The 11,968-nt window shown below is 73.9% G+C and carries 13 protein-coding genes; 7 read left to right on the top strand and 6 right to left on the bottom strand.

Annotated features, from left to right (window positions below):
* Window positions 1–10 precede the first annotated feature (10 nt).
* The 4 genes from ACPFP2_RS11225 to pdxT all read left to right on the top strand — a co-directional run bounded on the left by ACPFP2_RS11225 (window position 11) and on the right by pdxT (window position 3,466).
* Window positions 11–1,180 (top strand): glycosyltransferase family 4 protein, encoded by a 1,170-nt coding sequence (locus tag ACPFP2_RS11225; RefSeq protein ID WP_424088694.1) that lies wholly within the window; start codon window positions 11–13, stop codon window positions 1,178–1,180.
* Window positions 1,181–1,188: 8 nt separating this feature from the next.
* Window positions 1,189–1,692, top strand: a complete 504-nt coding sequence (locus ACPFP2_RS11220) for a hypothetical protein (protein WP_424088968.1) — start codon at window positions 1,189–1,191, stop codon at window positions 1,690–1,692.
* 183 nt (window positions 1,693–1,875) lie between these two features.
* Window positions 1,876–2,793, top strand: coding sequence for a pyridoxal 5'-phosphate synthase lyase subunit PdxS (gene pdxS, locus ACPFP2_RS11215; protein WP_424088692.1), 918 nt, complete (start codon window positions 1,876–1,878; stop codon window positions 2,791–2,793).
* A 67-nt stretch (window positions 2,794–2,860) separates the two neighbouring features.
* The gene (pdxT, locus tag ACPFP2_RS11210) at window positions 2,861–3,466 is read left to right on the top strand and encodes a pyridoxal 5'-phosphate synthase glutaminase subunit PdxT (RefSeq protein WP_424088690.1); all 606 of its coding nucleotides are present in this window, start codon (window positions 2,861–2,863) and stop codon (window positions 3,464–3,466) included.
* Between the two features lie 67 nt (window positions 3,467–3,533).
* On the opposite strand, the gene ACPFP2_RS11205 is transcribed toward pdxT, so the two are convergent.
* A complete protein-coding gene (locus ACPFP2_RS11205) occupies window positions 3,534–4,385 on the bottom strand; it encodes a helix-turn-helix domain-containing protein (RefSeq protein WP_424088688.1) in 852 nt (283 codons plus the stop codon).
* A gap of 103 nt (window positions 4,386–4,488) precedes the next feature.
* Between ACPFP2_RS11205 and ACPFP2_RS11200 the strand changes: the two genes are divergently transcribed.
* The 3 genes from ACPFP2_RS11200 to ACPFP2_RS11190 all read left to right on the top strand — a co-directional run bounded on the left by ACPFP2_RS11200 (window position 4,489) and on the right by ACPFP2_RS11190 (window position 6,814).
* Window positions 4,489–5,139: an NADPH-dependent FMN reductase gene (locus tag ACPFP2_RS11200; RefSeq protein ID WP_424088686.1), complete on the top strand. Its 651-nt coding sequence runs from the start codon at window positions 4,489–4,491 to the stop codon at window positions 5,137–5,139.
* A gap of 302 nt (window positions 5,140–5,441) precedes the next feature.
* Window positions 5,442–6,191 carry a YebC/PmpR family DNA-binding transcriptional regulator gene (locus ACPFP2_RS11195; RefSeq protein WP_424088684.1) on the top strand — a complete coding sequence of 250 codons (750 nt, stop codon included), beginning with the start codon at window positions 5,442–5,444 and terminating at the stop codon, window positions 6,189–6,191.
* A gap of 8 nt (window positions 6,192–6,199) precedes the next feature.
* Complete coding sequence (locus ACPFP2_RS11190; RefSeq protein WP_424088683.1) at window positions 6,200–6,814, top strand: DUF402 domain-containing protein; 615 nt, start codon at window positions 6,200–6,202, stop codon at window positions 6,812–6,814.
* 91 nt (window positions 6,815–6,905) lie between these two features.
* Here ACPFP2_RS11190 and ACPFP2_RS11185 read toward each other — a convergent pair whose 3' ends face one another.
* From ACPFP2_RS11185 to ACPFP2_RS11165, 5 genes are all read right to left on the bottom strand, one after another.
* Window positions 6,906–8,882 (bottom strand): M48 family metallopeptidase, encoded by a 1,977-nt coding sequence (locus ACPFP2_RS11185; RefSeq protein WP_424088681.1) that lies wholly within the window; start codon window positions 8,880–8,882, stop codon window positions 6,906–6,908.
* 29 nt (window positions 8,883–8,911) lie between these two features.
* A complete protein-coding gene (locus tag ACPFP2_RS11180; RefSeq protein WP_424088680.1) occupies window positions 8,912–9,508 on the bottom strand; it encodes a LemA family protein in 597 nt (198 codons plus the stop codon).
* Between the two features lie 191 nt (window positions 9,509–9,699).
* On the bottom strand, window positions 9,700–10,647 hold the full coding sequence (locus tag ACPFP2_RS11175; RefSeq protein WP_424088678.1) for a permease prefix domain 1-containing protein: 948 nt from the start codon (window positions 10,645–10,647) through the stop codon (window positions 9,700–9,702).
* Window positions 10,644–10,985 carry a PadR family transcriptional regulator gene (locus ACPFP2_RS11170; RefSeq protein ID WP_424088676.1) on the bottom strand — a complete coding sequence of 114 codons (342 nt, stop codon included), beginning with the start codon at window positions 10,983–10,985 and terminating at the stop codon, window positions 10,644–10,646. The genes ACPFP2_RS11175 and ACPFP2_RS11170 overlap by 4 nt, the downstream gene beginning before the upstream one ends.
* 135 nt (window positions 10,986–11,120) lie before the next feature.
* Complete coding sequence (locus ACPFP2_RS11165) at window positions 11,121–11,813, bottom strand: hypothetical protein (RefSeq protein WP_424088674.1); 693 nt, start codon at window positions 11,811–11,813, stop codon at window positions 11,121–11,123.
* Window positions 11,814–11,968: the final 155 nt, after the last annotated feature.

Here is an 11,968-nt window from a genome sequence, read left to right as displayed (position 1 = left end):
AGCGGGCGCAATGCGGATCGGCATCGTGTGCCCGTACTCCTTCGACGTCCCCGGCGGGGTGCAGAACCACGTCATGGACCTCGCCGAGGCGCTGATCGGGCTCGGTCACGAGGTGAGCGTGCTCGCCCCGGCCGACGAGGACTCGCCGCTGCCGTCGTACGTGGTGTCGGCGGGGCGGGCGGTGCCGCTGCCGTACAACGGCTCGGTGGCCCGCATCGCCTTCGGCCCGGTCTCCACGGCGCGGGTCCGCCGGTGGATCATCCGGGGCGACTTCGACGTGCTGCACGTGCACGAGCCGCTCACGCTGAGCCTGTCGATGCTCGCCGTGCTCTCCGCCCGGGGGCCGGTGGTGGCCACCTTCCACACCGCGATGACCCGGTCCCGGGTGCTCGCCGCCGCCCAGGGCGTGCTGCAGATCGTGCTGGAGCGGATCACCGCCCGGATCGCGGTCAGCGCCCTGGCCCGCAAGGTGCAGGTCGAGCACATGGACGGTGGCGCGGTGGAGATCCCCAACGGGGTCGCCGTGGCCAAGTTCACCGGGGTGGAGCCGCTGCCCGGCTGGCCGGGGGAGTGCGGTCCGGGCACGGGCGGCACGATCGGCTTCCTCGGCCGGTTCACCGAGGCCCGCAAGGGATTCCCGATCCTGCGCGACGCCTTCGTCGCGCTGGCCCCGCACCGGCCCGGGCTGCGCCTGTTGGTGGCCGGGCCGGGCGACCCGGACGACCTGTACGGCCGGTTCCCGGCCGAGCTGCGCGACCGGGTGAGCTTCCTCGGCATGGTGCCCGAGCCGGAGAAGGCGCGGATGTTGCGCAGCCTGCACCTCTACGTCGCCCCGAACACCGGCGGCGAGTCCTTCGGGATGATCCTCACCGAGGCGCTGGCGGCGGGCGCCACCGTGCTCGCCAGCGACCTCGACGCGTTCCGGCGGGTGCTCGACGGCGGGCGGGCCGGGCGGCTCTTCCCGACCGGCGACGCGGCGGCCCTGCGGGCCGCCCTGGCCGAGCTGCTCGACGACCCGCAGCAGCGGGCCGCACTGACCGCCTGCGGTGACCAGGTGGTGGCGCACTACGACTGGCCGGTGGTGGCCCGCCGGGTGCTGGAGGTGTACGCGGCGGCGATCGAGGCCACCGACGGCCGGGTCATCGACCAGGAGTGGGCGGGACTGGGCGGGGCGGTGTGAACACGACCATGCCGCACCTGTGGTGGGCGCTGGCCGTCACCGTCGTGGTGGCCCTGGTCGGCGTGTACCTGGTCTGGACGGCCGGGCGGGTCGCGCGGTTGCAGGCCCGGGCGGAGTCGGCGGCCCGGGCGCTCGACGCGCACCTGCTGCGCCGCGCGGCGGCCGCCGCGGTGCTGGCCGAGAAGCGGTACGGCGTCGAGCTGTACGCGGCGGCGCGGATCGCCCTGGACGCGGCCCCGGAGGAGCGCGAGGCCGCCGAGAACGACCTCACCCGCCAGCTGCGCGCGATCACCCTCGACCCGGCCGATCCGGCCTGCGAGGCGGTGATCGCGGCGAGCCGGCGGCTGGCCCTGGCCCGCCAGGTGCACACCGATCTCGTCCGGGACGCCCGGGCCGCCCGCAGCCGCCCCGTGGTGCGGCTGTTCCGGATGGGGCGCGGGCAGCAGTGGCCCCGCTACTTCGACGTCGACGACCCGACCCTCACGGTCCCCGTCGAGGCCCCGGCGAGCTGACCCGCCCGGTTCGTGCCGGGCCGTCCCCAACGACGGTCTCCGGCACCCCGGATTGGCCTGCGACACCCGGGTGACGACGGCCACAGTGCAGGCCACCGTGGGACCGATTGGCTGTCGGAGCGGCGTTGAGGCCGTCGTAGCATCGCACTAGCCAGCCCCCGAACGTCCGAGGAGCGATAACCCGTGCCCGAAACCACCTCCCCGAGCGCCACCGCCACCCCGGCCGTCGGCACCGCCCGCGTCAAGCGCGGCATGGCCGAGATGCTCAAGGGCGGCGTGATCATGGACGTGGTCACCCCCGAGCAGGCCAAGATCGCCGAGGACGCCGGCGCGGTCGCCGTGATGGCGCTGGAGCGGGTGCCCGCCGACATCCGCGCGCAGGGCGGCGTCTCCCGGATGAGTGACCCGGACATGATCGACGGCATCATCGCGGCCGTCTCCATCCCGGTCATGGCCAAGGTCCGCATCGGTCACTTCGTCGAGGCCCAGATTCTCCAGTCGCTCGGCGTCGACTACATCGACGAGTCCGAGGTGCTGACCCCGGCCGACTACGCCAACCACATCGACAAGTGGGCGTACACCGTCCCCTTCGTCTGTGGCGCCACCAACCTCGGTGAGGCGCTGCGTCGGATCACCGAGGGCGCGGCCATGATCCGCTCGAAGGGCGAGGCCGGCACCGGCGACGTCTCCAACGCCACCACCCACATGCGCAAGATCCGGCAGGAGATCCGCCGGCTGCAGTCGCTGCCGGAGGACGAGCTGTTCGTCGCCGCCAAGGAGCTGCAGGCCCCGTACGAGCTGGTCAAGGAGGTCGCCCGGACGGGCAAGCTGCCGGTGGTGCTCTTCACCGCGGGCGGCATCGCCACCCCGGCCGACGCCGCCATGATGATGCAGCTCGGCGCCGAGGGCGTCTTCGTCGGCTCCGGCATCTTCAAGTCCGGCAACCCGGCGCAGCGGGCCGCAGCGATCGTCAAGGCCACCACCTTCCACGACGACCCGGACGTGCTGGCCAAGGTCTCCCGCGGCCTGGGCGAGGCGATGGTCGGCATCAACGTCGACGAGATCCCGCAGCCGCACCGGCTGGCCGAGCGGGGCTGGTGACCGCGTGGCCGGCGCCGGGCGGGCGACGCCCGGCCCGGCCCGGGCCGACGACGAGAGGACAACGCGCATGAGCGACGCGCCGACCATCGGTGTGCTCGCCCTCCAGGGTGACGTCCGCGAGCACGTCGCGGCCCTGGCCGGCGTCGGCGCGGACGCCCGCCCGGTACGCCGTCCGGCCGAGCTGGACGCGGTCGACGGGCTGGTCGTCCCCGGCGGCGAGTCGACCACCATCAGCAAGCTCGTCGACATCTTCGAGATGCGCGAGCCGATCGACAAGCGGATCGCCGGCGGGATGCCGGTCTACGGCTCCTGCGCCGGCATGATCATGCTGGCCGGCGAGGTCCTGGACGGCCGGCCCGACCAGCGCGGCTTCGCCGGCATCGAGATGACCGTGCGGCGCAACGCGTTCGGCCGCCAGGTCGACTCGTTCGAGGCGCCGGTGCACATCGCCGGGGTCGAGGGCGGGCCGTTCCACGCGGTGTTCATCCGGGCCCCGTGGGTCGAGCGGGTCGGCGCGGACGTGCAGGTGCTGGGCCGGGTCACCGACGGGTCGGCCGGCGACCGGATCGTCGCGGTCCGGCAGGGCAACCTGCTGGCCACCTCGTTCCACCCCGAGCTCACCGGCGACCTGCGGCTGCACCGGTACTTCGTGGACCTGGTCCGCGCGGCCTGAGCGTCGGTGTCGGCCGGGTCCCTGCTCGACAGGGGCCCCGCCGACGCGTCTGCGGGCACCGGTCGGTTCAGCCGGTGACGGCGCGCAGCCGGCCGGGCCGCCGGTCGAGGAGCCGGTCCAACCGGGCCGCCGTCGCGGCGTCCGCGGGCAGCTGCACGACCAACCACTGGTGGGCGGCGTCGGCGAGTTCCAGGGTCTCGTACGCCAGCCGCAGCGCGCCGACCACCGGGTGCCGCACCTCGCGCACCCCGGCCCCCGGGGCGGCCACCGGCCGGCGCTGCCACCGGTCGGTGAAGGACGCGCCGACCGTCCGGGCCAGCCGCGCGGCGAACGCGTCGGTGGCCGGGTCGCCCCGGCGCAGCCGGTGCAGTTCGGCGACCTGGTGGTCGGCCACCCCCGCCCAGTCGCCGAAGGTGTCCCGGGCCCGCTCGTCGGTGAGGACGTACCAGGTCAGGTTGGGGCGGGCGCCGTCGAGCAGCCCCAGCGGCCGGGCCAGCCGGTCGAACGGGTCGTTCCAGGCCAGCACGTCGGCGAGCTGGTTGACCACGTACGCCGGGGTGTCCCGGACGGCGTCGAGCAGCGCGCGGACGGTGGGGCGCACGGTGCGCGACACGGCCGGCCGGCCGCCCGCGCAGAGCTGTCGGCTGTGGTTGACCGACGCCAGCTGCCGCAGGTGGTCGCGGTCGGCGTCGTCGAGCCGCAGCGCGTCGGCGAGCGCGGCGAGGATCTCCGGCGAGGGCCGGGTGTCGCGGCCCTGCTCCAGGCGGGTCAGGTACTCCACGCTGACCTGCGCCAGCGTCGCCAGCTCGGCCCGGCGCAACCCGGGGGTACGCCGCCGGGCGCCCTCGGGCAGGCCGACCCGGGCGGGCGGGGTCGCCTCCCGGCGGCTGCGCAGGAACGCCCCCAGCTCTCCGTCCATCACCGGCCCAGTCTGGCAGCGTCGTCCCGTGGGTGGGTGGCCCTGCGGGGGCCACGCTCACCGCGGCCTCCCCACCGGCGGTGCGCGCCCCGACGATCGGGTCATGCAGAACGCACAGACAACTGGGCCGGTCCGGATCGGCCTGATCGTGGGCAGCACCCGTCCCGGCCGGCGCGGCGCGGCCGTCGCCGGCTGGGTCGCCGAAGTGGCGTCGCGGCACCCCGCCGTACGCGACGGCGACGCCGTCGTCGAGCTGGTGGACCTGGCCGAGCAGGATCTGCCGCTGCTCGACGAGCCGGTGCCGGCGTTGTTCGGCGACTACCGCCGCCCGCACACCCGGCGCTGGTCGACCGTGGTCGGCGCCTGTGACGCCTTCGTGTTCGTCACGCCGGACTACAACCGGTCGATCCCGGCGGCGCTGAAGAACGCCGTCGACTACCTGTACGCCGAGTGGAACGACAAGGTCGCCGGGGTGGTGAACTACGGCGTGCAGGGCGGCAACCGGGCCGGCGACCACCTGCAGACGGTCCTCGGGGAGGTGCGGGTGGCGGTCGTGCCCACCCGGGTGTCGCTGTCGCTCTTCACCGACTTCGACTTCTCGCAGGCGCAGCCGGGCGACCCGACGGGGGGCCGGATCGCCCCGGGCGACGAGCGGGAGCAGACGCTGGTGACGATGCTGACCGAGATCGTGAGCTGGTCGGGCGCGCTGCGTCCGGCCGGGTCGACGGCCGGCGAGCCGGCGAGGGCGGGGTGAGGACGCCGGGCCACCTCATCCGCTGTCGGGTCCGGTCCGGGCACCTGTCGTCGCCGGACGCCGGGGACTGACCGGATCGCACTTTCGCCCCGTCTGCCCTGATAAGGGCGGGCGGGGCGGTGCCGCGACGCGCGGCGCGTGACACCGGCCGGCCGGACGTCGGTAGGATTGCCGAGATTCGGCAGGGCCATCTGCCCGCCACGGCTTCCCGCAGGGCTGACCGGCACCGTCCGCGTGCGCCGGCGGGAACGGGGCGTGTGCGGTGCGGTCGATGCGGACGACGGTAGCAACGGAGGTAACAGATGTCCGGCCACTCAAAGTGGGCGACCACCAAGCACAAGAAGGCCGTCATCGACGCCAAGCGCGGCAAGATGTTCGCCAAGCTGATCAAGAACGTCGAGGTCGCGGCGCGCACCGGCGGCGGCGACCCGGCGGGCAACCCGACGCTCTACGACGCCATCCAGAAGGCCAAGAAGAACTCGGTCCCCAACGACAACATCGACCGCGCGGTCAAGCGCGGCTCCGGCCTGGAGGCCGGCGGCGCCGACTACCAGACGATCATGTACGAGGGGTACGGCCCGAGCGGCGTCGCGCTGCTCATCGAGTGCCTCACCGACAACCGCAACCGGGCCGCGACCGAGGTGCGGACCGCGCTGACCCGCAACGGCGGTTCGTTCGCCGACGCCGGCTCGGTGTCGTACATGTTCTCCCGCAAGGGCGTGGTGATCGTCCCCAAGGCCGGCACCACCGAGGACGACGTGATGATGGCGGTCCTCGACGCCGGCGCGGAGGAGGTCAACGACCTCGACGAGGCGTACGAGGTGGTCTCCGAGCCGGGTGACCTGATCGCCGTCCGCACCGCCCTGCAGGACGCCGGCATCGAGTACGAGTCGGCCGAGTCCTCCCTGATCCCCAGCGTGAACGTGCCGTTGGACGAGGAGGGCGCCCGCAAGATCTTCAAGCTGATCGACGTGCTGGAGGACTGCGACGACGTGCAGAACGTCTACGCCAACTTCGACGTCTCCGACGAGATCATGGCGGCGGTCGGCTGACCGTCCCGGTGAACGGCACGCGGTTCGCGCCGGGCGACGTGGTCGTCCGGCGCGAGGTGCTGCGCGACGAGGTGTGGTTCGGCTGCCCGACGATCTGTGTCGAGGACTCCGCCGACCTGCTCGCGCTCTACCTGCCGCCGGGCGCCGAGTTCGGTTTCCCCGAGCACGGGTCCTTCCCGTGCGGCCGGCACCCCTGGCAGACCGCCGGGCACACCGCCTGGTCCGGCCACGGCAAGCTGATGCTCCAGCGCCCGGGCGAGGCGCACTCGGTGGACGTCTTCTGGACCGGCGAGGAGCGCGCCTTCGCCGGCTGGTACTTCAACCTGCAGGACCCGTTGCGGCGTACCCCGATCGGGGTGGACACCCTCGACCACGAACTCGACCTGTGGTGGCCCGCGGACGCCGACCGGTACGTCTGGAAGGACGTCGAGATGTTCGCGCAGCGCCTGGTGGAGGGGCGCTATCCCGGCATGGAGGCCGCGATCCGGGCCGAGGGTGAGCGGATCGCCGCCCTGCTCGACGCGGGGGAGCGCTGGTGGGACGAGAGGTGGGCCGACTGGCGGCCCGATCCGTCCTGGCCGGTGCCGACGTTGCCCGCCGGATGGGATCGCGTCCCCTGCTGAGGGCGTCCCGACACCCGGTCCGTTCGCGGGACGACATCGCCCCGCGATCGTACGGACCGCCCTGCGGCCCGGCCGGCGACGCGGTCGTCGTTCAGCCGACCCCGTCGCCCGCCATCGGCGGCAGCGGGCAGTGCAGCAGCCCGCATACGGTGCGCAACAGCTCGATCTCGGGCACGGTCATCGTGCCGTCGTGGCTGATCACCGCGACCGTCGCCGCGACCAGCCGTTCCTTGTCGCCCGGACGGAGTCCGTCCAGCACCGGCCAGGCGGTCTCCAGCGCGAGGACGCCGTCGTCGGGCGGCGAGTACGGCTGGGGCGTCCCGGGCCACAGCACCGCGACACCGGCGGCGAAGGCCCGTTCCGCGGCGGGACGCTCCTGGTGCCCGGCCTGGGCGAGGACGGCCAGCAGGGAGGCCGCCGCCGAACGGGCGTCGGTGAGCCTGCGCCGGTCGGCACGCCAGCGCGAGTCCGGGTGCAGCGACTCCTGAAGTCCGTTGAGCAGCAGCCGGGACAGGCAGTACTCCGAGACGTCGATCGCACCGTCTGCGCGGATCACGGTGAAGACGCTGGCCAGCAGCGACTCCAGCGCCGGGCCGGGGCGGTCGCGCAGGGCGGGGAAGGCCAGCTCGGCCAGGGGCAGCCGGAGCGCCGGGTGCAGGCCCGCCACCCTGTCGGCCGCCCGCAGGGCGGCGTCGGCCGGGCCGGGCCCGTGCCGGTCGGCCAGGGCGGCGTGCTGGTGCCGGCGTACCCCCGGGTCGCCGCTGAGCAGCAGGCCGAGCAGCAGCGGAACGACTGCCGTCCGGTCCCGTGCCCGGTCCAGCAGCTCCGGCGGAATCCGGTCCAGGATCGCCGCCGCGTGTGTGTAGGCGGCACCGGTCGGGTCGGCCACCCGGTTCAGCACCTCGGCCGGCGCGACGGGTACCCGCAGGCCTTCCACCGGCAGCGCCCGCCCGGGCGACGGCGGCGTCTCTCCGCCCGGCCCGGCGGCGGGCGCCGGCGACACGTCGCCCGGAGCCAGCCCGAGGGCGATGTCCTCCTGCCGGCCCGACGGTGGTGATGCCGCCCAGCCTTGGGCGAGGCGGGACAGTTCGGCCGGGTCGAACGACGGGTCCAGCGCCCTGATCCGGTCGGCCAGCGGCGGGTGGGTGGCGAACCAGGACGCCCGGCCGGTGGCCTCCCCGAGCAGCATGTGGCCGACCTCGTCGCGCTTGGGAGCCTTCAGCTCCGACCCCTCGGCGATCCCGCCGATCTTCTTCAGCGCCCCGGCGATGCCCCGGGTCTGGCGGGTGTACTGCACCGCCGAGGCGTCGGCCAGGTACTCCCGCTGCCGGGACACCGACGCCTGGATCAGCCGTCCGGCGAGGACCCCGACGTACCCGGCGGCCACCATCGCCAGCCCGACCAGCGGCAGTGGGTTGGCGCCCCCGCCGCCCCCGCGGTTGCGGCCACCGCCGAGGATGCCGGCGCGCAGCAGGCCGCGGCCGATCACCGCCAGGAAGAGGATGCCGAACAGCAGACCCATCAGCCGGATGTTGAGCCGCATGTCGCCGTTGACGACGTGGCTGAACTCGTGGGCGATCACCCCTTGCAACTCGTCCCGGTTGAGCCGTCGCAACGCGCCGCGGGTGACCGCGACGGCGGCGTCGGACGGTGTCCAGCCGGCGGCGAAGGCGTTGATCGCCGGCTCGTCCGGCAGCACGTACACCTCGGGCACCGGCACTCCGGAGGCCAGCGCCATCTCCTCGACGACGTTGCGCAGCCGGCGCAGTTCGGGGTCGGTGGTGTCCGCCGGGACGGGCACCCCACCCAGTTCGCGGGCCACCTTCCCGCCGCCGCCGCGCAGCGCCACGGTCCGGACCAGCGCGGCCAGCCCGATCGCGGCGACGGTGCCGACGGTGACCACCGAGATCAGCCCGAGCAGGTCCTCGGCCGGGGCGGCGGTGGCGTTGAACGCCAGCACCGCAGCCAGGTCCACCACCAGCACGATGCCCACCACGGCCAGCACGAAGAGCGCCACCAACCGCACCGACATCCGGCGCACGTGGCGCTGGCGCTCGAAGAAGTTCATCGGTACGACCTGTCGGATCCCGGGACGGGTCAGAACGAGACCTGGGGGGCCTGGCGCTGCTGCGGGTCGTCCGGCTCGAACAGCGCTGCCGGCCCGAACGAGAACATCCCCGCCACCACGCTGGAGGGGAACACCTCGCGCTTGTTGTTGTAGGTCATGACCGCGTCGTTGTACGCCTGCCGGGCGAAGGCCACCCGGTTCTCCGTCGAGGTCAGCTCCTCCGACAGCTGCATCATGTTCTGGTTGGCCTTGAGGTCCGGGTACGCCTCGGCCAGCGCGAACAACCGCCCCAGGCTCGCGGTGAGCATGTTCTCCGCGCCGCTGAGCTGCTGCATGGCGCCGGGGTCACCGGGAGCCGCGGCAGCCCTGGCCTGCGCGCCGACCGCGGCCGTCCGGGCCGCGACGACCGCCTCCAGCGTCTCCCGTTCGTGCCTGAGGTAGCCCTTGGCCACCTCGACCAGGTTGGGGACCAGGTCGTGCCGGCGGACGAGTTGCACGTCGATCTGGGCGAACGCGTTGCGGTAGGCGTTGCGGGCGCGTACCAGCCCGTTGTAGATGGCGACGCCGAAGCCGAGCACCGCCACGACGACCAGCGCCAGGCACGCCAACCCGATGATCCACTCCATGGCCGCTCCTCGTCGCCGTACGTCTGCCCTGGTGACGATCGTACGGCCGGCGACGGTCGATCGTCGGGGCGTGGCCGAGGAGCCGACGCCCCGGCGGCCCGTGCCGCCCTGCTCGCCGCACCTGGCCGGCAGGCTGCCGGTCGACGTCCGGCCCGGCACCGTCGGGGTGCCGGGCCGGAGGTGTGCGGAGGTCAGCGGGTGTGCCGGCGGGCCTTGACCATGCTGTCGACGACGTCCCAGACGGTGATGACCACGACGACCACGATGGTCACCCGGCCGACCGTCTCCAGCCCGCCCTCGCGCAGCCACTCGAACCGGTCGACCAGGTCCGGGTTGAGCAGGCGCTCGGTGGCCAGCAGCCAGATCAACGGCACGGCGAACGCCAGGTCGAGCAGGAGGTTGAGACCGACCAGCGGCCAGGTCCACCCACCGAGCCGGTACTTCACCAGCTCCAGGCCGATGGACAGGACCAGCACGGCGGCGAGCACCGGCAGCCAGGACGTCCACAGTGCCGGGTCGAGCAGCGGCAGGCTCCGGCCGTCGGCGTCGGAGACCCAGGAGCGCAGGTGCTGCCAGGGCAGGAACGCCAGGGTGATCAGCAGGAAGGCGATCGAGGCGCAGGTGTCGCTCAGTTTCACGTCCCGTTCCACCGGCGTCTCGGCCAGCTGCTCGGGGCTCCATTCGGGCAGCGTGAGCGGGGTGCGGGTGCGTTCCAGCACCGCGAAGCTGAGCGTCACCCAGAAGGCGATCTGCACACCGGTCTGGAAGGCGGCGACGATGCCGGCTCCGACCGCCGCCCCCGGCTCGTCACCCACGGTCGCCTTGAGCACCCCGACCACCACGCCCACGAGGGCCGGGATCCACGTGAGCAGCCGGCGCAGCAGGTTCTGCCAGACCAGGTAGTACGTCGGGCCGATGAGCTGCAACGGTCGGTCGGCGTAACGGGCGGCGAGCCGGTCCGGGTGGCCCAGTTCGGTGAGCACCTCCCGCTCGGCGGCGTCGGCGTCCTGCCCGGCTGAGGTCCGCCCCTCGATCATGTCCGCGATGGAGGCACGCAGCTCGTCGGCGATCTCGGCGCGGCGTGGCGCGGGCACCGTCCGCAGGGTCGCGGCGACGTAGCGGTCGGTCAGGGAGGTCATCGCTCCACTCCTTCGATAAGCCCGGTGACGGAGGTCTGCACGGCGGCGAGGTCGTCGAGCAGACGCGCCAGGACCGCCTCGCCGTCGGCACTGGTCCGGTAGAACTTGCGCGGCCGGCTCTCCTCGGTGTTCCACTCGCTGGTCAGCAGTCCCTGCTCCTCCAGCCGGCGCAGCAGCGGGTACAGCGTGTTGGCGTCGACCGGGAAGCCGTGTGCGGTCAGGCGCTGCAGTAGCGCGTAGCCGTAGTCGGGGTGCCGCAGGGCGACCAGGCTCGCCACCACGACCGTGCCGCGGCGCAACTCCTGGAGGTGGGTCCGCAGGATCTCGTCGCTAACCATGCTTCACACGATAGTGTGTGTCGCACACTATTGTCCACCGCTGCATCATTGTGGCCGGGGAGGGCGGAGTGCCGGCCCTGGGCGCGACGGACCGGGGGTGCCGGCTCGCCGCCGGCACCCCCGGTCCGTCGCGGTTCAGCAGGAGCAGCCCTCCCGGAACCGGCGCTCGACGAAGTCCGCCGGTCCGACCTGGAAGTAGCCGACCCCGGAGCGGATCGGGTGCCCGGTGAACAGCTCCACCCGGGCGCCGAACCGCACCAGGTACGCCGAGGCGGTGCCGGCGTCGTTGCGGATCATCGACCCTCGGCGGCCGTAGATCGCCTCGAGGTCGGCGAAGGACATGCCGACGCCCGCCCCCGCCGGTGACCGCGGCGGCGCGGTGGCCGTACCCACCTCCACCAGCCGTCCGTGCCGGAAGGCGAGCAGCACCACACCCGCCCACTCGCCGGTGGCGCCGGCGCGGACCACGCCGCCGCACTCGACGACAGTCCAGTCGATCAGGCCGGCCGCCGACAGTCGGGACAGCCGCGCGCCGATCCGGAACGGTCCGGCGCCCCGGACGCTGAGCACCTCGGTCCCGGTGGCGGCACGGGCCTCGGCAACCCCCGGCGACCCGGTCCGGCCGGCGGTGGCCACGGGGGTCCGGAGGTCGGTACCGGCGGCCCCGGGACGCGGCGCGGTGACGCCGACCGGCGCGACGACGCACCGGCTCGCGGTGGCGGCGCCGGGCCGCGCGCCGACTGCGGCGGCGGCCGGGCCGGCGGCGGTCGGCACGACGGCGCCGAGGGCCAGCGCGCCGGCGAGGACAGTGGTGGGAAGACGGTTCATGACGGCACTCCATTCGGTGACACGGGTCGGTCATCCTGTTGGTCTCCGCGTCGGCCGGATCGGTTCGTCGGGTCTCCGACAGCTCGTCGATCCGCCCTCGGGCCGGTCCGCGGCGGCTGCCGTGACCCGGGCACGCCGGTTACCGTCGCAGCCGG

Origin of the sequence: Micromonospora citrea, from assembly GCF_049629545.1 — a bacterium.
In the GTDB taxonomy this organism is placed as follows: Bacteria; Actinomycetota; Actinomycetes; order Mycobacteriales; family Micromonosporaceae; genus Micromonospora; species Micromonospora citrea_A.
This window is presented reverse-complemented; position numbering and strand designations above follow the sequence as displayed.

Excerpts from the sequence above, each read along its gene's own strand:
- ACPFP2_RS11225 (WP_424088694.1), top strand. The coding sequence starts at position 11 with ATGCGGATCGGCATCGTGTGCCCGTACTCCTTCGACGTCCCCGGCGGG.
- ACPFP2_RS11220 (WP_424088968.1), top strand. The coding sequence starts at position 1,189 with ATGCCGCACCTGTGGTGGGCGCTGGCCGTCACCGTCGTGGTGGCCCTG.
- pdxT (WP_424088690.1), top strand. The coding sequence starts at position 2,861 with ATGAGCGACGCGCCGACCATCGGTGTGCTCGCCCTCCAGGGTGACGTC.
- ACPFP2_RS11205 (WP_424088688.1), bottom strand. The coding sequence starts at position 4,385 with ATGGACGGAGAGCTGGGGGCGTTCCTGCGCAGCCGCCGGGAGGCGACC.
- ACPFP2_RS11200 (WP_424088686.1), top strand. The coding sequence starts at position 4,489 with ATGCAGAACGCACAGACAACTGGGCCGGTCCGGATCGGCCTGATCGTG.
- ACPFP2_RS11195 (WP_424088684.1), top strand. The coding sequence starts at position 5,442 with ATGTCCGGCCACTCAAAGTGGGCGACCACCAAGCACAAGAAGGCCGTC.
- ACPFP2_RS11185 (WP_424088681.1), bottom strand. The coding sequence starts at position 8,882 with ATGAACTTCTTCGAGCGCCAGCGCCACGTGCGCCGGATGTCGGTGCGG.
- ACPFP2_RS11180 (WP_424088680.1), bottom strand. The coding sequence starts at position 9,508 with ATGGAGTGGATCATCGGGTTGGCGTGCCTGGCGCTGGTCGTCGTGGCG.
- ACPFP2_RS11175 (WP_424088678.1), bottom strand. The coding sequence starts at position 10,647 with ATGACCTCCCTGACCGACCGCTACGTCGCCGCGACCCTGCGGACGGTG.
- ACPFP2_RS11170 (WP_424088676.1), bottom strand. The coding sequence starts at position 10,985 with ATGGTTAGCGACGAGATCCTGCGGACCCACCTCCAGGAGTTGCGCCGC.
- ACPFP2_RS11165 (WP_424088674.1), bottom strand. The coding sequence starts at position 11,813 with ATGAACCGTCTTCCCACCACTGTCCTCGCCGGCGCGCTGGCCCTCGGC.